The organism is Ruegeria sp. BHSB196, assembly GCF_059613135.1.
Map to the genome: position 1 here is coordinate 1 of NZ_JBXWRY010000046.1, position 21,153 is coordinate 21,153.

General features: G+C 65.7%; 22 protein-coding genes. 10 read left to right on the forward strand and 12 right to left on the reverse strand.

Going from position 1 to position 21,153, the window contains the following annotated elements; genetic code table 11:
• Positions 1–237 precede the first annotated feature (237 nt).
• The 5 genes from AC2FNJ_RS17215 to AC2FNJ_RS17235 all read right to left on the reverse strand — a co-directional run bounded on the left by AC2FNJ_RS17215 (position 238) and on the right by AC2FNJ_RS17235 (position 3,339).
• Positions 238–414: a hypothetical protein gene (locus AC2FNJ_RS17215; protein WP_496765923.1), complete on the reverse strand. Its 177-nt coding sequence runs from the start codon at positions 412–414 to the stop codon at positions 238–240.
• A gap of 96 nt (positions 415–510) precedes the next feature.
• Positions 511–1,485: a sterol desaturase family protein gene (locus AC2FNJ_RS17220; protein WP_496765924.1), complete on the reverse strand. Its 975-nt coding sequence runs from the start codon at positions 1,483–1,485 to the stop codon at positions 511–513.
• Positions 1,482–1,868: a hypothetical protein gene (locus AC2FNJ_RS17225; protein ID WP_496765926.1), complete on the reverse strand. Its 387-nt coding sequence runs from the start codon at positions 1,866–1,868 to the stop codon at positions 1,482–1,484. Before AC2FNJ_RS17225 ends, AC2FNJ_RS17220 begins: the two co-directional genes overlap by 4 nt.
• Before the next feature lie 59 nt (positions 1,869–1,927).
• Positions 1,928–2,257, reverse strand: a complete 330-nt coding sequence (locus AC2FNJ_RS17230) for a hypothetical protein (protein WP_496765927.1) — start codon at positions 2,255–2,257, stop codon at positions 1,928–1,930.
• Between the two features lie 515 nt (positions 2,258–2,772).
• Complete coding sequence (locus tag AC2FNJ_RS17235; RefSeq protein WP_496765929.1) at positions 2,773–3,339, reverse strand: TlpA disulfide reductase family protein; 567 nt, start codon at positions 3,337–3,339, stop codon at positions 2,773–2,775.
• Positions 3,340–3,360: 21 nt separating this feature from the next.
• Between AC2FNJ_RS17235 and argH the strand changes: the two genes are divergently transcribed.
• From argH to AC2FNJ_RS17260, 5 genes are read left to right on the forward strand one after another with little or no spacing between them, the layout of a single operon-like run.
• Positions 3,361–4,752, forward strand: a complete 1,392-nt coding sequence (argH, locus tag AC2FNJ_RS17240) for an argininosuccinate lyase (protein WP_496765931.1) — start codon at positions 3,361–3,363, stop codon at positions 4,750–4,752.
• Positions 4,749–4,931 carry a hypothetical protein gene (locus AC2FNJ_RS17245; protein WP_496765933.1) on the forward strand — a complete coding sequence of 61 codons (183 nt, stop codon included), beginning with the start codon at positions 4,749–4,751 and terminating at the stop codon, positions 4,929–4,931. Before argH ends, AC2FNJ_RS17245 begins: the two co-directional genes overlap by 4 nt.
• A gap of 55 nt (positions 4,932–4,986) precedes the next feature.
• Positions 4,987–5,301: a DUF2834 domain-containing protein gene (locus AC2FNJ_RS17250; protein WP_496765934.1), complete on the forward strand. Its 315-nt coding sequence runs from the start codon at positions 4,987–4,989 to the stop codon at positions 5,299–5,301.
• Positions 5,302–5,334: 33 nt separating this feature from the next.
• On the forward strand, positions 5,335–6,600 hold the full coding sequence (gene lysA / locus AC2FNJ_RS17255; RefSeq protein WP_496765936.1) for a diaminopimelate decarboxylase: 1,266 nt from the start codon (positions 5,335–5,337) through the stop codon (positions 6,598–6,600).
• Positions 6,601–6,635: 35 nt separating this feature from the next.
• Positions 6,636–9,182: a TIGR02302 family protein gene (locus AC2FNJ_RS17260; protein WP_496765938.1), complete on the forward strand. Its 2,547-nt coding sequence runs from the start codon at positions 6,636–6,638 to the stop codon at positions 9,180–9,182.
• 4 nt (positions 9,183–9,186) lie between these two features.
• Here AC2FNJ_RS17260 and AC2FNJ_RS17265 read toward each other — a convergent pair whose 3' ends face one another.
• The gene (locus AC2FNJ_RS17265) at positions 9,187–9,969 is read right to left on the reverse strand and encodes a zinc-ribbon domain-containing protein (protein ID WP_496765940.1); all 783 of its coding nucleotides are present in this window, start codon (positions 9,967–9,969) and stop codon (positions 9,187–9,189) included.
• Positions 9,970–10,151: 182 nt separating this feature from the next.
• On the opposite strand from AC2FNJ_RS17265, the gene AC2FNJ_RS17270 reads away from it, so the two are divergent.
• Genes AC2FNJ_RS17270 through AC2FNJ_RS17285 form a run of 4 tightly spaced genes read left to right on the forward strand, consistent with a single transcriptional unit; the run spans position 10,152 to position 13,057 of the window.
• A complete protein-coding gene (locus tag AC2FNJ_RS17270; protein ID WP_496765942.1) occupies positions 10,152–10,829 on the forward strand; it encodes a cell division ATP-binding protein FtsE in 678 nt (225 codons plus the stop codon).
• 2 nt (positions 10,830–10,831) lie between these two features.
• Positions 10,832–11,725: a cell division protein FtsX gene (locus AC2FNJ_RS17275; RefSeq protein ID WP_496765973.1), complete on the forward strand. Its 894-nt coding sequence runs from the start codon at positions 10,832–10,834 to the stop codon at positions 11,723–11,725.
• Positions 11,725–12,465, forward strand: a complete 741-nt coding sequence (locus tag AC2FNJ_RS17280) for a lysophospholipid acyltransferase family protein (protein ID WP_496765943.1) — start codon at positions 11,725–11,727, stop codon at positions 12,463–12,465. Before AC2FNJ_RS17275 ends, AC2FNJ_RS17280 begins: the two co-directional genes overlap by 1 nt.
• A complete protein-coding gene (locus AC2FNJ_RS17285; RefSeq protein WP_496765945.1) occupies positions 12,452–13,057 on the forward strand; it encodes a pyridoxamine 5'-phosphate oxidase family protein in 606 nt (201 codons plus the stop codon). Before AC2FNJ_RS17280 ends, AC2FNJ_RS17285 begins: the two co-directional genes overlap by 14 nt.
• On the opposite strand, the gene AC2FNJ_RS17290 is transcribed toward AC2FNJ_RS17285, so the two are convergent.
• Positions 13,058–13,651 (reverse strand): NAD(P)H-dependent oxidoreductase, encoded by a 594-nt coding sequence (locus AC2FNJ_RS17290; RefSeq protein ID WP_496765946.1) that lies wholly within the window; start codon positions 13,649–13,651, stop codon positions 13,058–13,060. It abuts the gene before it with no gap.
• A gap of 102 nt (positions 13,652–13,753) precedes the next feature.
• On the opposite strand from AC2FNJ_RS17290, the gene AC2FNJ_RS17295 reads away from it, so the two are divergent.
• Entirely contained in the window at positions 13,754–14,347 is a 594-nt protein-coding gene (locus AC2FNJ_RS17295) for a TetR/AcrR family transcriptional regulator (RefSeq protein ID WP_496765947.1), read from the forward strand.
• 3 nt (positions 14,348–14,350) lie between these two features.
• Here AC2FNJ_RS17295 and lpdA read toward each other — a convergent pair whose 3' ends face one another.
• The 5 genes from lpdA to AC2FNJ_RS17320 form a co-directional block, all read right to left on the reverse strand.
• The gene (lpdA, locus tag AC2FNJ_RS17300) at positions 14,351–15,739 is read right to left on the reverse strand and encodes a dihydrolipoyl dehydrogenase (protein ID WP_496765949.1); all 1,389 of its coding nucleotides are present in this window, start codon (positions 15,737–15,739) and stop codon (positions 14,351–14,353) included.
• Between the two features lie 76 nt (positions 15,740–15,815).
• On the reverse strand, positions 15,816–16,085 hold the full coding sequence (locus tag AC2FNJ_RS17305) for a hypothetical protein (RefSeq protein ID WP_496765951.1): 270 nt from the start codon (positions 16,083–16,085) through the stop codon (positions 15,816–15,818).
• Position 16,086: 1 nt separating this feature from the next.
• Positions 16,087–17,604, reverse strand: a complete 1,518-nt coding sequence (odhB, locus tag AC2FNJ_RS17310) for a 2-oxoglutarate dehydrogenase complex dihydrolipoyllysine-residue succinyltransferase (protein WP_496765953.1) — start codon at positions 17,602–17,604, stop codon at positions 16,087–16,089.
• Between the two features lie 3 nt (positions 17,605–17,607).
• On the reverse strand, positions 17,608–20,565 hold the full coding sequence (locus AC2FNJ_RS17315) for a 2-oxoglutarate dehydrogenase E1 component (RefSeq protein WP_496765955.1): 2,958 nt from the start codon (positions 20,563–20,565) through the stop codon (positions 17,608–17,610).
• Positions 20,562–21,104 carry a DUF805 domain-containing protein gene (locus tag AC2FNJ_RS17320; protein WP_496765957.1) on the reverse strand — a complete coding sequence of 181 codons (543 nt, stop codon included), beginning with the start codon at positions 21,102–21,104 and terminating at the stop codon, positions 20,562–20,564. The genes AC2FNJ_RS17315 and AC2FNJ_RS17320 overlap by 4 nt, the downstream gene beginning before the upstream one ends.
• Positions 21,105–21,153: the final 49 nt, after the last annotated feature.

The window sequence follows — 21,153 nt, forward strand, 5'->3', positions numbered from 1 at the left end:
ATTGCTTGTGCCGCACCGCTTCGGTCGCCATGTCCAGCACCGACCGGTCGCGCGCCGCGACGGCGGCGTTCAGGGGGTTTTCGGCCCCCTCGGGCACTTGCGCCTTTCTGAACCTGGGTCGTCTCATCCTGCCTGTCCGAATCCGCGGGGCCTGCCCGCAGTTTCGGAGACCGGAGGTGAAGCAGAGGTTAACCGGAGGATTTTAGCGAATGCCCGAAGGCGCCCGCGCCGGGCGCGTCAGCGGGTCGAGACCAGGGAGCGGACCACGCCGGAAAGCGCCCCGAGCGTGCCGAGTCCCATCAGCCCATACCCGGCCAGGATGAGCGCGGCGGGAAGCGCGCTCAGCGCCGCGATCATCGCAAGGGTCAATCCGAACAATCCGATGGCGACAAAGAATACCGTGGTGCGGCCCATGCTGGCCTCCAATCGAAAACCTGAAACAGATCACCGGGATATGGGGCGCTTGGCCGGAAAATCAAGCGGGCCCGGACCGGCGTCGGCAAAACCCGGCTATTGTGTCTGTTCGCGCGCGGTCGCCCCGATAGCGGCCTCCGCCCGCTCAAACCCCGGCGTCCCGCGATGCTCGGGGTGGCGGGCCAGGTGCTTGGCCTTGATCCGGTCCGAGGTATCCCGGCTGCCGTCATGGCTGTAGCCCGGCGGCCCAAAGGCATAGCCCAGCCGCTGCCGCAGGCTCAGCCCCGGTCGCAGGATGTCGCGGAAGATCGCCACCCATTCGTGAAAGGCCACGCGCAGCGGGTTGAACGTGCCGATGTTGTGCACCAGGCCGTAATCGACCTTCTCTTCCTCCTGTTCCGGCACGAAGGTTCCGAACAGCTTGTCCCAGATGATGAAGACGCCGGCATAGTTGCAATCCAGGTATCGCGCGTTGCGGCCGTGATGCACGCGATGATGGCTCGGCGTGTTCATCACCGCCTCGAACCAGCGCGGCATCTTGCCGATCGCCTCGGTGTGGATCCAGAACTGGTAGATCAGGTTCAGACCGCCGCAGAACAGCACCATCGCGGGGTGGAACCCCAGCAGGATCAGCGGCACGCGCACCACCATCATGAAGGTGAAGGTATAGGTCCAGGTCTGCCGCAGCGCGGTGGTCAGGTTGTAGTGCTGCGAGCTGTGGTGGTTCACGTGGCTGGCCCAGACCCAGCGGATGCGGTGCCCGAACCGGTGCACCCAGTAATAGCGCAGATCGTCCAGCACGAAACACAGGATGACCACCGGAATCGAGGTGCCCAGATCCAGCGGGGTCAGCTCCCACAGCCACATGAAGAACGCCCAGGCGATGAACCCCAGCAGCAGGCCCGACGCCACGTTGCCCGCCCCCATGATCAACGAGGTCACGGCGTCGCGCGTCTCGTACCGCCCGCCGCGGCCCCTGACGGCGATCCACAGGAACTCGGCCAGAATGGCGGCAATGAAGAACGGCACGGCCCACTGAACCACGTCGGGATAGGTGATCTGGTCGGTCATGGTGATCTCATCAGATTGCGCCAGTGCTGGCGCTCGGTTTCGTCGAGGCGAACCAGAACCTGCGGCGCGGCAAAGTCGTGGAAATAGATCTTCAGCCCCTGCGGATGGTCGAGCCAGTCGTAATCCAGCAGATGCCGCGCAACCGTGTCGGCGCCGAAGGTCCAGAGCAGCCCCGGCCCGGTCTCGGTCCGCAACAGCGCCGCATGGCCGTCATGCGCCAGCGTGACATCGACGATGCAGTCGTCGGGGAAATGCCGGGTCCATTCGGCCCGCGCGCTCTCGGCCGTCAGAACGCGCTGGTTCGAGCGGCCGGACAGGTGCAGCAACAGCGCGATTCCGGCAATCCCGGCGACGACCAGAACCAGCAGAATTTCCAACGGCATCGACACCTCCACCGCCAAACCTGCAAAGCCTGACGGAGCAAGTCAAAGGTGGCGTCGCGTCAGCCGGGCTGAAGCGTGTCAAGAACCTGGCCGCGCACCACCCGCTCGACAAAGGGCACGAGGCCTTCGGGGCCCGACGCCCTGTCCTTGAGGTGAATGCAGATATCCGGCCGGCGGGCGGCGACGATGCCGACCATTTCGCCACGCACCTTGTCGTCCAGCCCCGCACCCATGATCGCGCAGACGATGCGCGGTTCGGCGTCCAATTGCCGTTTGACTTCGACCTGATCATGCGCGCCCAGCCATTCGATCGGCAGGTGCTCCAGCTGCCGCGCCACGTCGCCGATCACATTCGGCAGCCGCCCGATCAGCAAAACTACCGGTTTCATGCTTGCCTCCTTCTCGCAGAACCAACCCGCAACCCGACCCGCTAGGGTCGGATACAGTGTATCACGGAAACGCAGCGGCAGTATCGGTGGTTATTGAAGCGAATAGATTGTCGTGCGTCCTTTGCCTTTTTCACGGGTCATCCTGACAGAATTTCCGTCAATCTCGAAAACCTGGCAATCGGTGCCCAACTCCTTGCCGTCCAGGACGCCGTTCCGGCACCAGAACTTTCTGTTCCACACCCAGTTTCCGCTGAACTTTTTTCCGTTTGTCAGCTTTGCCGAAATAGTGCCGTCAGCATTGGCAACGAACACATTCCCCTGTTCATCTACCAACTTTTTCCGACCAACTCAGCGTTGAATTGGGAAGCCGACTTTATACGTTTGTAGTCCGCCTGTGCCACGCCAGAAATCAAGACAGTGGCGACGACGGTTGGTATCAACACAATGCGTTTCATAGCAATTCCCCCATAAACAATGGTCGGGAGAATAGCACGAATCGCGAGGTTCCGGAAAACTCAGCCCTCGCCGCCAATCAGCGCCGATATGATCGCCTTGGCGCTGTCCGAATTCCACTCGGCATCCCCGATCAGGCGCGCGATTTCGTTGCCGTCGGGGTCGATGATCACGGTGATCGGCAGGCCCACGACACCCATTTCCCGCGCCACCGCCTGTTTCGGATCCTGATGGCGCGGCAGGTTGGTGATGCCGTTTTCCTCGAAGAACTTGACGATCCCCTTGGGCGAGTTGCGCCCGGTCGCCAGGGTCAGAACCTCGAACTTGTCGCCCCCGAACTCCTCCTGCAACTCGGCGATCTGCGGCATCTCCTTGCGGCAGGGGGCGCACCAGGTGGCCCAGAAATTCACCAGCACGTATTTGCCGCGATAATCCGCCAGTGAACCGGTGCCCTTGTTGTCTTCGAGCTGGAATTCGACCGCCTCGACCGGCTTGGGTTCGGAATGCAGGATCAGCCGTTTCATGCTGCCGTCGCGCAGACCCTCCAGGGTCGCGACATCGGCGGCCATCGCGGCGTTTGCACCCAGAGCGAGGGCCATATAAAGGGGGATCAGACGATAAAGGCGCATATCAACTCCGGGTTTTCCAACATGACCGATCACTCCTCGAACCAGATGTGGGGCGGCCGCTTTGCCGCCGGTCCTGACGCGATCATGGAGGCGATCAATGCCTCGATCGGGTTCGACAAGCGGATGGCTGCCCAGGACATCGCAGGCTCGCGCGCCCATGCCGCCATGCTGGCCGCCACGGGCGTGATTACTGATAGTGATGCCGAGGCCATTCGGAAAGGGCTGCTCACCGTTTTGTCAGAGATCGAGCGGGGCGAATTCCGGTTCTCGACCGCGCTGGAAGACATCCACATGAATGTCGAGGCCCGCCTGAAAGAGATCATCGGCGAACCCGCTGGCCGCCTGCACACCGGCCGCAGCCGCAATGACCAGGTGGCGACCGATTTCAAGCTGTGGGTCCGCGATCAGCTGGACGCCGCCGAATCCGGCCTGCTGGCCCTGATCCGCGCGCTTTTGGCGCAGGCCGAGGCCGGGGCCGAGTGGGTCATGCCCGGCTTCACCCACCTGCAGACCGCCCAGCCGGTGACTTGGGGCCACCACATGATGGCCTATGTCGAGATGTTCGGCCGTGACCTGAGCCGCGTGCGCGATGCGCGCGCCCGGATGAACGAATGCCCGCTGGGCGCGGCCGCGCTGGCGGGCACCTCCTTCCCGATCGACCGCGACATGACGGCCGAGGCGCTGGGCTTTGACCGGCCCGCCGCCAACTCGCTGGATGCGGTCAGCGACCGGGACTTCGCGCTCGAGTTCCTGTCGGTCGCCTCGATCTGCGCGGTCCACCTGTCGCGTTTCGCCGAAGAGCTGGTGATCTGGTCCTCGGCCCAGTTCCGCTTCGTCACCCTGTCAGACCGGTTCTCGACCGGCTCGTCGATCATGCCGCAGAAAAAGAACCCCGACGCCGCCGAGCTGATCCGCGCCAAGGTGGGCCGGATCTTTGGTGCCAACACGGCGCTGATGATGGTGATGAAGGGCCTGCCGCTGGCCTATTCCAAGGACATGCAGGAGGACAAGGAACAGGTCTTCGACGCCGCCGACAACTGGATGCTGGCGCTGGCCGCGATGGAAGGCATGGTCAGGGACATGACCGCCAACCGCGACAGCCTGGCGGCCGCCGCCGGCTCGGGCTTTTCAACCGCGACCGATCTGGCCGACTGGCTGGTGCGGGTGCTGGGCCTGCCCTTCCGCGAGGCGCATCACGTCACCGGGTCGCTGGTCGCGATGGCCGAAAAGCAGGGCTGCGACCTGCCCGATCTGTCTCTGCAGGACATGCAATCGGTCCATGCGGGCATCACCGGGGATGTCTACAATGTTCTTGGCGTCGAAAATTCGGTAAACTCGCGTCAGTCCTACGGCGGCACGGCCCCGACTCAGGTCCGTGCCCAGATCGACAGATGGAAGGCGATACTGGCATGACATTGCTGCGCGCGATCATCCTGACGGCTGCGGGCCTGGCCCTGGCGGGGTGCGGGGCCGACGGCGAACCCATCCAGCCCACGCTGAACGCCAATGTGGGCGTTTCCGGCAGCGGCGCGCATGTCGGCGGCGCGGTCGGACTGCATCGCGGACCGCTCAACCTATATTTTGGGTTCTGAACGGGTTGCGGCGCCTCGCGCTCGCGCTATGTGCGGTCCCGAAAGGGAGGTGCGCATGACGCCGCTACGACTGATCTATCTCGCACTGGCGATCTGGGGCGCCATTCACCCGATGAGCTGGTTCCTGCAATGGTTCCGGGAAAACGGTTTCGACCTTGTCGGCATGGGCGCGGCCTGGAACGTCAACGCGGCCACGTCGGGCCTGGTCTGGGATCTGACCATATCGGCGGTGACGCTGACGGTCTGGGTGCTGGCCGAGGTCTGGCGCCGCAAGACCTGGGCGCATCTGGTCGCCATTCCCGCCACCTTCTGCATCGGCGTGAGTTGCGGCCTGCCACTTTACCTGTTCCTGCGCTCCAAACCCCATTGATCCGCACGGTTCTTTCGGTCTAAGCGCGCTGGCATGGATCACTTTCTCTACCGCGACGGCGCGCTTTTCGCCGAGGACGTGCCGATCTCGGACATCGCCGCTTCGGTGGGCACGCCGTTCTACGTCTATTCGACCGCCACGCTGCTGCGGCATTTCCGGCTGTTCGACGAGGCGCTGGACGGCACCGACCACCTCGTCTGCTACGCCATGAAGGCGGCCAGCAACCAGGCGATCCTGAAAACGCTGGCCCAGGCCGGGGCGGGGATGGATGTGGTCTCGGTCGGCGAATACCTGCGCGCCAAGGCGGCCGGTGTGCCGGGCGAGCGGATCGTGTTTTCCGGCGTCGGCAAAACCGCCGACGAAATCCGCACCGCCCTGACCGGCGGGGTGCGCCAGTTCAACGTCGAATCCGAGCCCGAGATGGAGGTGATCAACGCCATCGCGCTGGAATTGGGCGTGATCGCGCCGATCACCGTGCGGGTGAACCCGGACGTGGACGCCCGGACGCACGCCAAGATCGCCACCGGCAAATCCGAGAACAAGTTCGGCATCCCCATCGCCCGCGCGTCCGAGGTCTATGCCCACGCCGCCCGCCTGCCGGGGCTCGACGTGGTGGGGATCGACGTGCATATCGGCTCCCAACTGACCGATCTGGAACCGTTCGAGATGGCCTATCGCAAGGTCGCCGAGCTCACCGAGCGGCTCCGCGCCGAGGGGCACGACATCCGCAGGCTGGACCTGGGCGGGGGCCTGGGCATCCCCTATTCCCGCTCGAACGACGCGCCGCCGCTGCCGGTGGAATACGGCGCGCTCATCAAGAAGACGCTGGGCCACCTGGATTGCGAGATCGAGATCGAACCGGGCCGCCTGATCGCCGGCAATGCGGGCCTGATGGTGTCCCGGGTGATCTATGTGAAATCCGGCGAAGGCCGCGATTTCCTGATCATCGACGGGGCCATGAACGACCTGATCCGCCCCGCCATGTACGAGGCGTACCACGACATCGTGCCCGTCGTTGAGCCCGCGCCCGGCGTGGAACAGCGCCCCTATGACATCGTCGGCCCGGTCTGCGAAACCGGCGATACCTTCGCCAAACAGCGCGACATGCCGCCGCTTGCGCCCGGCGATCTGGTCGCCTTCCGCAGCGCGGGCGCCTATGGCGCGGTGATGTCCAGCGAATACAACACCCGCCCCCTGATCCCCGAGGTGCTGGTGCACGGGGATCAATTTGCGGTTATTCGCCCACGTCCGACCTTTGACGAAATCATAAACCGCGATACCATACCCGAGTGGCTTTGACGCGATGACCGCGCGGGCCCGACAGGAGGCCCGTTGTGAACGCCAAGACTCCACTGCCGGTTCCAAGGCTGACTCTGTGGCTGACGCGCACGGGGATGCTGGCCGAACAGGTGCTGCGCGCGTTCTGGCCGTTCTTCAGCGTCGTGATGGCCGCGCTGGCCGCGTTGATGCTGGGCCTGCAAGACCTCGTGCCGGTCGAAGTCGTCTGGGGCGCCGCGCTGGCGACGGCGCTGGGCGTTCTGGTCAGCCTTGCGCTGGGGATCCGCCGGTTCCACTGGCCGCGCCATGCCGATGCGCTGGCCCGCCTTGACCGGACCCTGCCGGGGCGGCCGATCCAGGCGCTTCTGGACGATCAGGCCATCGGCACGTTCGACCACGATTCCGTGGAACTGTGGCAGGCCCATCAGCGGCGGATGGCCGACCGCGCCGCGGCGGCAAGACCGGTCGAGCCCGACCTGCGTCTGGCGGCGCGCGACCCCTTCGCGCTGCGCTACGCCGCGCTGCTGGCTCTGGTCATCGCGCTGCTGTTCGGGTCGCTGTGGCGCGTGGGCTCGATGGCCGATCTGACACCGGGCGGCGCCACCGCCGCGCAGGGCCCCACCTGGGAAGGCTGGATCGAACCGCCCCGCTATACCGGACGCCCGACGCTCTACCTGGCCGATCTGGCCGAGGACGCCTTCGAGATCCCCGAGGGCAGCCGCCTGACCCTCCGCTTCTACGGCGAGGTCGGCGCGCTGACGCTCTCGGAATCGGTGTCGGCCGGCGGCACCGAGGCCGCGACCGATCCCGAACAGGAAATCATCGCCGCGCGCTCCGGCGGGCTGCAGATCCAGGGGCCGGGCGGCCGCGACTGGACCTTCCAGGTCGTGCCCGACCAGCCGCCGGAGATCGAGGTGGCCGGCGCGGCCAAGACCGAGGCCGGCGGCCAGATGCTGCTGCCATTCGCGGCGCGGGACGATTACGGCGTCACCTCGGGGCAGGCGGTGATCGCGCTCGACCTGTCGGCGGTGGACCGGCGGCACGGGCTCGCGGCCGATCCGGAACCACGCGAGGCCCTCATCGTGCAACTGCCCATGCCCATCGCAGGTGACCGGAGCGATTTCGAAGAGGATCTGATCGAGGATTTCTCGCAGCACCCCTGGGCGCATCTGCCGGTCACGATCACGCTCTCGGCGCTCGATGCCTCCGAACAGGAGGCCGTGGCCAAACCCTACGCCACCGCACTGCCCGCCCGCCGGTTCTTCGATCCGATGGCGGCGGCGGTGATCGAACAGCGCCGCGATCTGCTGTGGTCGAAATCCAACGCGCCGCGCGTGGCCCAGATGCTGCGCGCGGTCTCGCACCGTCCCGAAGACATCTTCCGGTCGGAAACCGCCTATCTGCGGCTGCGGGTGATCCTGCGGCGGCTCGAAACTTTCACCGAATTCGGTCTCGATCCCGAACAGCAGGCCGAAATCGCGCAGGCGCTGTGGGATCTCGCCATCCTGCTCGAGGAAGGCACGCTGAGCGACGCGCTGGAACGGCTGCGCCGCGCGCAGGAGCGCCTGGCCGAAGCGATGCAGAACGGCGCCTCGGACGAAGAGATCGCCGAGCTGATGCAGGAACTGCGCGAGGCCACGGACGACTATCTGCGCCAGTTGCAGCGCCAGGCCCAACAGGACGGTCAGGACGGCGACCGCAACCCGCAGAACCTGAACGGCGAGACCATGCAGATGACGCAGAACGATCTGCAGCGCATGATGGACCGCATTCAGGAGCTGATGGAACAGGGGCGCATGGCCGAGGCCCAGCAGGCGCTGCAGGAATTCCAGCAGATGATGGAAAACATGCGCGTGACCCAAAGCCAGGGGCAGGGCGGCCAGTCCGAAGGCCAGCAGGCCATGGAAGGTCTGGCCGAAACCCTGCGCAATCAGCAGGGGCTGAGTGACGACGCCTTCCGCGACCTGCAGGAACAGTTCAACCCCGGCGCCCAATCCGGCCAGAGCCAGAACAATCAGGGCCGCTCGGGCGGCGAGGGCCGCGGCCAGAGCCACGAGGGCCAGGGCGGGCGCGGCCAGGGCTCCAACGACCCCGGCGGCGGCGAACAGGGCCAGGGCTCGTTGGCCGACCGGCAGCAGGCGCTGCGCAACGAGCTGGAGCGGCAGCAGCAGGGCCTGCCCGGACAGGGCACGCCCGAGGGCGACGCCGCGCGCGATGCGCTGGACCGCGCCGGACGCGCGATGGATGGCGCCGAAGAGGCGCTGCGCAGCGACGACCTGGCCGACGCCATCGACCATCAGGCCGAGGCGATGGACGCCCTGCGCGAAGGCATGCGCGCCCTGGGCGAGGCGCTGGCGCAGCAACAGCAGACGCAGCCGGGACAGGGCACCGAAGACGGCGAGATGCAGGCCCGCAACCTGGATCCGCTCGGGCGCAATCAGGGCGCGGCCGGTTCAATTTCGACCGAGGACAACCTGTTGCAGGGCGAAGACGTGTATCGCCGGGCGCGCGAACTGCTTGACGAGATCCGCCGGCGCACGGGCGAAACCGACCGGCCCAAGATCGAGCTGGACTATCTCAAACGTCTGCTGGAGCGGTTCTGAACCGTCAGTTCTGGATCGACGCCGCCTGCGCTTCCAGCCAGACCCGCGCCTGATCGACCATGGTGACGTAGGAGTGCAGCACCGGCTCGGCCTGCGGAATGGTCTGCGTGATGCGCGAGGCGTTGCTGTAGATCAGCATCAGGACCACCCCGACGATCAGGATCAGCGCGAAGCCGCGCGCGAACCCGCTGGAGCCACGGCCCGAGGCCGCGCGCCCTGACTGCTCCGCACCCAAGTCGCTTTCGCTGCCGCGCAGCGACGAGTTGATCTCATCGACATCGGGCAACGCCGCGCTGCGCGCCTCGGACGCCGGTGGTTTGCTCACTTTGGTCGTTGTGCCCGCACCGTCCGGCGTCTTGTCGCTGGCAGCGGCGTCCAGCCCCAGGTCCGGCTGGCTTTCCAGGGTTTCGGCCTCCTTGGCGCGCATGTCGGCCTCACGCTCCGCCTCCTCGCGCAGGATGTCGGCCACCGCGGGGTCGAGTCTGCGCTGGCCGCCGGCGGGCGCCGGAGCCTCTTCCGGCTTGGTGTCGGGCTCCGCCTCCTTCGGTTCCGCCCCGGCCGTTTCGGCAGTATCCGCCGTGTCGTCACCGGCTGCGGCCCCGGCCTTGTCCGCAGGCGCGTCGGCCTCCGCGTCGTCGGGCTGCGGCGTGTCGGTCTGGGGGGCGTCGGGATGTGTCTGAAACCAGATCTCATCGCAATTCGAGCATTGTACGTCCCGCCCCGCCTTGGGGATAACCTCGTCCGGAACCTCGTATTTGGCTCCGCAATTCGGACATGTCAGACGCATACTGCCTCCAGCCTTGCTCGCGGCGTGTTCGTGATTTTTCACAAAATCATAGACGGATACAACCTACAGGCAAAGATCGTTTTCCGATTTTCTCTGCCGCGCGCGGCAATCGTGGCGGTTGCGGGCATTGAAACCATCCCCGCGCTGGGGCAAGAAGGCCGAAATATCGACGGGAGCGGTTTTTGATCGAGCTGGAAAACGTGAGCTACGGCTATGATGGCAACGAATTGCTGAGCGACATCTCGGTTCAGCTTGCGCCGGGCTCGTTCCATTTCCTGACCGGCCCCTCGGGCGCGGGCAAGACCACCTTTCTCAAACTCTGCTACGGCGCGCTGATCCCGACCGCGGGCCATCTCAGCGCGTTCGGCGAGGATCTGCGCGGGCTCGACCGCGACCGTACCGCGCTGCTGCGCCGCCGGATCGGTGTCGTGCATCAGGATTGCCGGTTTCTCGACCACCTGCCGGTCGCGGAAAACGTCGCCTTGCCGCTGCTGGTCTCGGGGCGCGATCCGAAATCCGAGGAAACCAACCTTGCCGAACTCCTGCAATGGGTCGGCCTGGGCAAACGCGCGCAGGCCCTGCCGCCGGAACTGTCGGGGGGCGAACGGCAGCGCGCGGCGCTGGCCCGCGCGGTGATCATGTCGCCCGAAGTGGTGCTGGCGGACGAGCCCACCGGCAATGTCGATTGGGACATGTCCCAGCGGCTGCTGCATCTGCTGATCGAGCTGAACCGGATGGGCAAGACCGTCCTGATCGCCACCCACGACCTGAGCCTCGTGCGGGCCGTCAAGAACCAGGTTCAGGCGCGCGTCCTGCGGATCGCCAAGCGGCGCCTGCAACTGGCGGGGGCGGATCTGTGAACATCGCCGCCCTCCGCGATCTGTCCCTGCGGGACACGCGCGCCGACCGGGTCGTGCCGCGCACGGGCATCACCGCGCAGCTGACGGTGTTTGTCTCGGGCGCCATGGCGTTTCTGGCGGTCTTCGCCCTGGCGCTGTCGCTGGCGGCCGGGCGGCTGGCCGACCGGTGGGCGTCGGAACTGGCCAGCGCGGCGACCCTGCGCATCAGCGCCCCGGCCGAAGAACGCGCGACCCAGACCGAACGGGCGCTGGACATCCTGCGGCAGACGCCCGGTGTCGCCTCGGCCCGCGCCCTGAGCGTCGAGGAACAGGCCGCGCTGCTGGCGCCGTGGTTCGGCCCCGATCTGCCGCTGGACACGCTGCCGATCCCGCAACTGATCGAAATCGTCAAGGCCGAGCACGGCTATGACCCGACCGGCCTGCGCCTGCGGCTGAGCGCCGAGGTGCCCGGCGCGGTCCTGGACGACCACGCGCGATGGCGCGCGCCGCTGGTCGAGGCCGCCCATGCGCTGCGGCGGCTGGCGCTGGTCTCGGTGCTGCTGATCGGCGGGGCCACCGCGGCGATGATCACGCTGGCCGCGAACGCGGCGCTGTCGGCCAATGCCCAGGTCATCGAGGTTCTGCGCCTGATCGGCGCGCGCGACGGCTTCATCGCCGGGGCCTTCGTACGGCGGTTCACCTTCCGCGCCCTGATCGGATCGGCGATCGGCATGGTGCTCGGCATGACCGGGGTTCTGCTACTGCCGGATGCCGCGGATGCGGGCGGTTTCCTGACCGGCCTCGGCTTCCAGGGCCTCGGCTGGCTGCTGCCCCTCTTGATCCCGCCGCTGGGCGCGGTCGTCGCCTTTGCCGCCACCTGGGCCGCGGCGCATCGCCGGTTGAAGGAGCTTGCCTGATGTCGAACGCGGTTCAATGGCTGCGATCCCTCGTGTTTCTGGTCCTGATCTACCTCTGGATGGGGGTGCTCGGGCTTCTGTTCGCGCCCTATGCGTTGTTCTCCAAAAAAGGCGCGCTCAGGGCCTGCAAGCTTTATGCCCGCACGACGATCTGGCTGACGCGCTGGATGGTCGGCATCCGCGGCGAGGTGCGCGGACCGGTCCCGACCGGCGAGGTGATGGTCGCGGCCAAGCACCAGTCCTTTCTGGACATCCTGTTGATCTTCGATGCCGTCCCGCATGCGAAATTCATCATGAAGCGCGAATTGCTGTGGACCCCGATCATCGGCATCTACGCCAAGCGGCTGGGCTGCATCCCGGTGAACCGCGGCAAGAAGGGTGCGGCGATTGCCAAGATGGTCAAGGATGTCGCCAAGGAATTCTCCGAGCCGGGGCAGCTGATCATCTACCCGCAGGGCACGCGGGTGGCGCCGGGAGCCTACAAGCCTTACAAGGTGGGCACGGCGGTGCTGTACGAGGGCCTGAACAACCCCTGCGTGCCCGCCGCCACGAATGTCGGCGTGTTCTGGCCGCGCACCGGCATCCTGCGCAAGCCGGGCCACGCCATTGTCGAATTTCTCGACCCGATCGAGCCGGGGGTCGCGCGCGACACATTCATGGCGCGGCTCGAAACCGCAATCGAAAGCCGCTCGAACGAACTGATGCGCCAGGTGGGGTTTGATCCGGATGGACTACATTGACGACACAACCGCGCTCGAGGCGCTCTACGGCGCCCCCAGCGCGCCGGCCCTGCGCAAGGTGGCGCGGCGGATGACGCCGCTTTACCGCAAATGGATCATGGCCTCGCGCCTCTGCATCCTCAGCACGGTCGGCCCCGAAGGGGTCGATGGCAGCCCGCGGGGGGACGATGGCCCGGTGGTGCAAGAGCTCGATCCGGGCACGCTGGCGATGCCGGACTGGCGCGGCAACAACCGTCTGGACTCCCTGCGCAACATCGTCCGCGATCCGCGCGTGGCGCTGATGTTCATGGTTCCGGGTTCCAACAACGTGGTGCGGGTCAACGGCAGGGCGCGGCTGACCGCCGATGCGGCCCTGCGCGCCCGGTTCGAAAAACAGGGCAAGCGGCCGGCGACCGTCATCGTCATCGAAATCACCGAGATCTACACCCAATGCGCGCGGGCGCTCCTGCGGGCGCGGGCCTGGACCTGCGGCGACGACAGCCGCGACCTGCCGACCATGGGCGAGATCCTGGCCGAAATGACGGATGGCGAGGAAGGCGGCGCGCAATACGACCGCGAATGGGACGCCCGCGCCGCCCGGACCATGTGGTGATCACGCCGCAGCGGCGCCCAGCCGCGTCACCCGCGCGATCCAGCGTTCGACGCTGCCCCGCTCGGGATAGCTGGCGCCGGAAAACCAGGTGAACCGCGTCGGCTTGAACCCGACAAAGCCCAGCACCTGCCCGCGCATCTGGTGGATCAGCGCCCGGCGATAGGCCAGCCGCATGAACCAGCCCGGCGTGTCCGAGGTGATGATCACCCGCGCGGTGCGTCCGCGCAGCATCGGCGCCGGCAGCCCGAGCCTGTTCGGATTGCGGGTGTCGAAGGTGCGGCCCGGGATGAACATCCGGTCGATCAGCCCCTTCAGCTTGGCGGGCAGGCCGCCCCACCACATCGGCGTCGTCAGCACCAGGTGCTCGCTCCATTCGAAATCCTGCAGCACCTGTTCCAGAACCGGCTCCAGCGGTTTGAAGTCATGGTAGTTGCCCTGTCCGAAATCGAAATCGAACTCCAGATCGCTCAGGTGAACGATCCGCACGTCATGGCCCTTGGCGCGGGCGGCCTCGGCATAGGTGTCCGCAAAGGTGCGCGACAGGCTGCTTTCGGCGGGGTGTCCGTCGAGGACGAGAATGTTCTTGGCTTGCATTGCGACTCTCCTGAAATTGACCACGGTCAGTTTCTAGACTCAAAAAGTGACCACGGTCAATAATAAATTTGACCACGGTCAAAAAACATGCGAACAAGCCGCATGCAGAAGACGATCCAGAAACGAACCCTGAAGACCCGCGCCAAGCTGCTGCAGGCGGCGGCGGACGTGGTGCACAAGAACGGATACGAGGCGTTGCGGGTGGAAGAGGTGGTGCAGGCCGCCGGGGTGGCCAAGGGCACCTTCTTTGCGCATTTCCGCGACAAGGACGCGCTGATGGAGATCCTGATCGGCGAAAAACTGGACGCCTGTCTGGATCAGGCCCAGGCCGCGCCGACGCCGAAAACCGTGCCCGAAATCATCGCGGCGCTGGCCCCGGTGCACGATTTCATGATGTCGGAACGCTATGTGTTCGACCTGCTGATCCGCTATTCCGGGGCCGCCGCCATCGCCGAGATCGGCCCGATCGCATACTGTTTCGAACGGTATTTCCGGGTGGTGATGATGTGGCTGGATCAGGCCGAGGTCCGGCAGGACGTGCCGCCGGAACTGCTGGCCGAGGGCGTACAGGCCTTTGCCGTTCAGGCCATGTCGCTGAAATTCTGCGCCCTGCACGCGGCGACGACCTTCACCGACAGGCTCGAGACCTATTTGCAGGCTTGGTTGACCCCGGCAGCCCGGCCGCCGGAGTCGTAGTCGTCAGGCGTGAATCGGCCCGTCGCCGCAGGCCAGCGCCGCCTCGCGCACCGCCTCGGAATAGGTCGGATGGGCGTGGCAGGTCAGCGCCAGATCCTCGGCCGCGGCGCCGAACTCCATCGCCACGCAGACCTCGTGGATCAGATCGCCCGCCGCCGGGCCGATGATGTGGCAGCCAAGGATGCGGTCGGTCTCCTTGTCCGCCAGGATCTTCACGAATCCGTCGGCGGCAAAATTGGCCTTGGCCCGGCCGTTGCCCATGAACATGAACTTGCCCACCTTGTAGGCGCGGCCCTGTTCCTTGAGCGTTTCTTCGGTTTCGCCCACATTCGCGACCTCGGGCCAGGTATAGATCACCCCCGGGATGACACCGTAATTGACGTGACCATGCTTGCCCGCGACCTGCTCGGCGGCGGCCATGCCCTCGTCCTCGGCCTTGTGCGCCAGCATCGGCCCCTCGATGGCGTCGCCGATGGCATAGATGCCCTTGACGCTGGTCTGCCAGTCCTTGCCGACCTTGATTTGCCCGCCCTTGGTGGTCTCGATCCCCAGCTTGTCCAGCCCCAGCCCCTCGGTAAAGGGGCGGCGGCCGGTGGCGACCAGCACCACATCCGCATCCAGCACATGCTCGCTGTCGTCCTTGCGCAGCTTGTACGTCACCTTGGCCTTGGTCTTGGTCGCCTCGGTCTTCTGCACCGCCGCGCCCATGACGAATTTCAACCCCTGTTTCTTGAGGATGCGCTGGAACGTCTTCTGCACCTCGCCATCCATGCCCGGCGTGATCGCGTCCAGATATTCGATCACCGTCACATCCGCGCCCAGCCGCTGATAGACCGAGCCCAGCTCCAGCCCGATCACGCCCGCGCCGATGACGACCATCTTCTTGGGAATCTTGCCCAGTTCCAGCGCCCCGGTCGAGGTCACGACGACCTTTTCATCCACCTCGACGCCGGGCAGCGACGACGGCTCGGACCCGGACGCGATGATGATGTTCCTGGCCTCATGCACATCGTTGCCGACCTTGACCTTGCCCGCCTCGGGGATCGAGCCCCAGCCCTTGAGCCAGTCGATCTTGTTCTTCTTGAACAGGAATTCGATGCCCTTGGTGTTGGCCTCGATGGTCTCCTGCTTGTAGGCCAGCATCTGTTTCCAATCGACCGAGGGGCTTTTTCCCTTCAGGCCCATCTTGGCAAAATTGTGCTCGGCCTCATGCAACTGGTGGCTGGCGTGCAGCAGCGCCTTGGACGGGATGCAGCCCACGTTCAGGCAGGTGCCGCCCAGCGTCTCGCGCCCCTCGACCACGGCGGTCTTCAACCCCAGCTGCGCGCAGCGGATGGCGCAGACATAGCCGCCGGGACCGGCGCCGATTACGATGACGTCATAATTTGCCATTCTCTTCTCCTAAACCTTCCGGTGCTGCGCCCGGCAATGGGGCGATCCAATGGCCATGGACCGCCCTGTGTTTCGCTCAGACCGGCGACAGCAGCTTGATCTGAATATGCGCGATCCCGCCGCGCTCGTGGTGCATGGCCAGTTCCTCGGATTCAAAGAAGTTCCGGGCCTTTTCCAGGTCGAGCACCTCGAACAGCGCGACCGCGTGACTGTCCTGATCCGGGTCGCGCCACACGTGCAGGTCGCGGATGCCGGCGGATTTCCGCATCACCTTGTCCTCGCGAAACACCTTGAGCCAGACATCGAAATCCGCGACATCGGCCTGCCAGAGTACGTGCGTCGCCATATCACAGATCCATCAGCAGGCGGCGCGGGTCTTCCAACGCCTCTTTCACGCGGACCAGGAACGTCACCGCCCCCTTGCCGTCCACGATCCGGTGGTCATAGCTCAGCGCCAGATACATCATCGGGCGGATCTTGATCTCGCCGTTGATGACCATCGGGCGCTCCTGGATCTTGTGCATCCCCAGAATGCCCGACTGCGGCGGGTTCAGGATCGGCGACGACATCAGCGAGCCATAGACGCCGCCGTTCGAGATGGTAAAGGTGCCGCCCTGCATCTCGGCCATGCTCAGCTTCCCCTCGCGGGCGCGCTTGCCCTTCTCGGCAATCGCCTTCTCGATGGCCGCGAACGACATGCTGTCGGCGTCGCGGATCACCGGCACCACCAGGCCCTGCGGCGTTCCCGCGGCGACGCCCATATGGACATAGTTCTTGTAGACGATGTCATTGCCGTCGATCTCGGCATTGACCTCGGGAACCTCTTTCAGCGCGTGGCAGCAGGCCTTGGTGAAGAACGACATGAAGCCCAGGCGCACGCCGTGCTTCTTCTCGAACTGTTCCTTGTACTGGTTGCGCAGCGCCATCACCTCGGTCATGTCCACCTCGTTGTAGGTGGTCAGGATCGCGGCGGTGTTCTGGGCGTCCTTCAGACGCTTGGCGATGGTCTGGCGCAGGCGCGTCATGCGCACCCGCTCTTCCCGCGCGGCGTCTTCCGCGGCGACCGGCGCACGCGGCGCGGCGGCCGGGGCCTCGGCGGCAGCCGGTGCGGAGGCGGTGGCGACGGCCCGGGCCACGTCCTCTTTCATGATGCGCCCGTCCCGGCCGGTGCCAGTGACCTGATCCGCCGACAGCCCGGCTTCGGCCATCGCCTTTTCGGCCGAGGGCGCATTGGCCACGTCCCTGGCGCCGCCGGTGGCCACGGCCGGGGTCACGGCCGCCGCCGGAGCGGCCGGTGCCGGGCTCGCCCCCGAGGCGCTGCCCGAGATGACCGCCAGCTTCGCCGTGGCGTCCACGGTCGTGCCCTCCGGGGCCACGATCTCGGCCAGAACGCCCGCGGCGGGAGAAGGCACTTCGACCGAAACCTTGTCGGTCTCCAACTCGCACAGCATCTCGTCCTGCGCGACCGCATCGCCGACCTGCTTGAACCAGGTCGAGACCGTCGCCTCGGTCACGGATTCGCCCAGCGTCGGCACCATGACATCGACCGTGCCGCCCTGCGCCGCCGGGGCGGGGTCGGCCTTGGGGGCTTCTTCCGCTGCCGCGGCCGGGGCAGGGTCCGCGCCTTCGCCCGCGGCGATGGTGGCCAGCAGGGCATCGACGCCCACGGTCTCGCCCTCGGCGGCGACGATCTCGCCCATCACGCCGGCGGCGGGCGAGGGCACCTCGACCGTCACCTTGTCGGTTTCCAGCTCGCAGAGCATCTCGTCAACGGCCACGGCATCGCCGGGTTTCTTGAACCAGGTGGCGACCGTGGCTTCGGTCACGGATTCGCCAAGCGTGGGGACACGCACTTCAATCGTCATCGGTCATTTTCCTTCGATGCTCAGCGCTTCGTTCACGAGCGCCTCTTGTTGGGCTTTGTGTTGGCTGGCCAGACCCGTCGCGGGCGAGGCCGATGTCGGGCGGCCGACATAGGTGGGACGGCTGTGTTTCGCGCCGATGCGGGTCAGAACCCACTCGATATTGGGTTCGATGAAGGTCCAGGCGCCCTGGTTCTTGGGCTCTTCCTGGCACCAGACCATTTCGGCCTGCTTGAACCGTTCCAGCTCGCTGATCAGCGAATGCGCCGGGAACGGGTAATACTGTTCGATCCGCAGCAGATAGACATCGTCGATCCCCCGCGCGTCCCGCTCCTCCAGCAGGTCGAAATAGACCTTGCCGGAACACAGGACCACGCGCTTGATCTTGTCATCGGGCTTGAGCTTGGTGTCCGAATTGCCCTTCTGCGCATCGTCCCACAGCACCCGGTGGAAGCTGGAGCCGGTGGTGAAATCCTCGGCCGTGCTGACCGCCAGCTTGTGGCGCAGCAGCGACTTGGGCGTCACCAGGATCAGCGGCTTGCGGAAGGTGCGGTGCAGCTGACGGCGCAGGATGTGGAAATAGTTCGCAGGCGTCGTGCAGTTGGCCACGATCCAGTTGTCCTGGCCGCACATCTGCAGGAACCGCTCCAGCCGCGCCGACGAGTGTTCGGGGCCTTGCCCCTCGAACCCGTGCGGCAGCAGGCAGACCAGGCCCGACATGCGCAGCCACTTGCTCTCGCCCGAGCTGATGAACTGGTCGAACATGATCTGCGCGCCGTTGGCGAAATCGCCGAACTGCGCCTCCCACAGCACCAGCGCGTTGGGCTCGGCCAGCGAATAGCCGTATTCGAAGCCCAGCACCGCGTATTCGCTGAGCATCGAGTCGATCACCTCGAAATTCGACTGCCCCGCACGGATGTGGTTGAGCGGATAGTACCGCTCTTCGGTTTCCTGATGCACAAAGCCGGAATGCCGCTGCGAAAACGTGCCGCGCGTCGAATCCTGCCCGGCCAGCCGCACCGGATAGCCCTCCGTCAGCAAAGAGCCAAAGGCCAGCGCCTCGCCCGTCGCCCAGTCGAATCCCTGACCGGTCTCGAACATCTGCTTCTTGTGCTCCAACAGACGGGCCACCGTCTTGTGCAGGGCGAACCCTTCGGGCACGCGGGTCAGCGCGCCGCCGACCTCGGCCAGGGTCTCGGGCGTGATCGCGGTTTCCCCGCGCACGTATTCTTCCTTGTTCTTGTCCAGATGCGACCAGCGCCCGTCCAGCCAGTCGGCCTTGTTCGGCTTGAAGTTCTTGCCGGCCTCGAACTCGTCGTTCAGATGCGCCTGGAACGCGGCCTTCATGTCCTCGATCTCGCCCTCGGGGATCAGCCCGTCCTTGACCAGCCGTTCGGTATAGAGCGACAGCGTGGTCTTGTGGGTCTTGATCCGCTTGTACATGACCGGGTTGGTGAACATGGGCTCGTCGCCCTCGTTGTGGCCGAACCGGCGATAGCAGAACATGTCGATGACCACGTCCTTGTGGAACTTCTGCCGGAACTCGGTGGCCACCTTGGCCGCATGCACCACCGCCTCGGGGTCGTCGCCGTTGACGTGGAAGATCGGCGCCTCGACCATCAGCGCGATGTCGGTCGGATAGGGGGACGAGCGGCTGAAATGCGGCGCGGTGGTAAAGCCGATCTGGTTGTTGACCACGATATGCATGGTGCCGCCGGTACGGTGCCCGCGCAGGCCCGACAGGCCGAACCCTTCGGCCACGACCCCCTGGCCGGCAAAGGCCGCGTCGCCGTGCAGAAGAATGCCCATGACCCTGGTGCGGTCGGCGTCGTTCAGCTGATCCTGCTTGGCGCGGACCTTGCCCAGAACCACCGGGTTCACCGCCTCAAGGTGCGACGGGTTCGCGGTCAGGGACAGGTGCACGGTGTTGCCGTCGAATTCCCGGTCGCTCGACGCGCCCAGGTGATACTTCACGTCGCCCGAGCCGTCCACGTCCTCGGGCTTGAAGCTGCCGCCCTGGAATTCGTTGAAGATCGCGCGGTACGGCTTGCCCATCACGTTGGCCAGGATGTTCAGACGGCCCCGGTGCGGCATGCCGATGACGATTTCCTTCAGCCCCAGCGCGCCGCCGCGCTTGATGATCTGTTCCATCGCCGGGATCAGCGCCTCGCCCCCGTCCAGGCCGAACCGCTTGGTGCCCATGTATTTCACGTGCAGGAACTTCTCGAACCCTTCGGCCTCGACCATCTTGTTGAGGATCGCCTTGCGCCCCTCGCGGGTGAACGAGATCTCCTTGCCGTACCCCTCGATCCGCTCCTTCAGCCAGGCGGCCTGCTCGGGGTCCGAGATGTGCATGTACTGCATGGCGAAGGTGCCGCAGTAGGTCCGTTTGACGATCTCGACGATCTGCCGCATCGAGGCCATCTGCAGCCCCAGCACGTTGTCGATGAAGATCGGCCGGTCCATGTCGGCATCCGAGAACCCATAGGTCTTGGGGTCCAGTTCGGGATGCGGGGTGGTGGCCCGGATGCCCAGCGGGTCCAGATCCGCCACCAGATGCCCCCGGATCCGGTAGGCCCGGATCAGCATCAGGGCGCGGATCGAATCCAGCACCGCGCGCTTGATCTGGTCCTCGCTTACCACGGCCCCGGTTTCCGAGGCTTTCTTCTTGATCTTGTCGCCGGCGGCCTTGGCGTCGATCTCGGCCCATTCGCCGGTCAGCGCGCCGGTCAGATCGTCGTTCGGCATCGGCGGCCAGTCGGGACGCGCCCAGGACGGGCCGTGGGCCTCTTTCTTCACGTCCAGCTCAGCGTCGCCCATCTGCCGGAAGAATTCGCCCCAGGCGGCGTCCACCGCCCCCGGGTCGTTGGCATACTGGGCATAGAGCTGTTCCAGATACGCGGCATTGTGCCCCTGCATGAAGCTCGAGGCGTGAAAGGCGGTGTTGGGCGTATGTTCGGTCATTGGGCTACCTCATGAGGGTTGGGACCGTATTGATTGGTGCCTGGCTGGCTGGGGCGGGTCAGCCACCACAGCACCAGGAGGGGCGACACAAAGAGTACCAGAAGTGTCGGAATGACGATCAGCAGCGTGGCGCGGGTGAACAGGATGTCGAGCGATCCGCCATGCTGGAACTGGCTCGCCAGGCCGATGCCAAAGACCAGCACGGCCATGGCTCCGAAAAACAGCAGGATCGGCAGCAGCGCATAAAGCCCGCTGCGCCCGGTATCGTGCATCCGCCGCCAGGCGACGGCCAGATGCGGGAGAAACAGCACCACGCCGACCACTGTCTGCACTGGCTGCGCCGAGGTGGACGCCACGACCCGGACGCCGTTGGATTCGGTCTCGACCACCTGCGTGAAGAACTGCCAGTCGATGGCCCCGGCGATGACGTTGCAGATTACGACGAACAGGAAAAAGAACCAGTATTCGGACCGCGCGGCACGGCCCGAGAAGGTGAGGAACTTGGAGAAACAGGTGCGGATGGCGTCGGAGAAGGTCATGCGGCACCTCGCCGGCAAGCGCAGCCGTGTTTGAAAAGAACCGTCATGA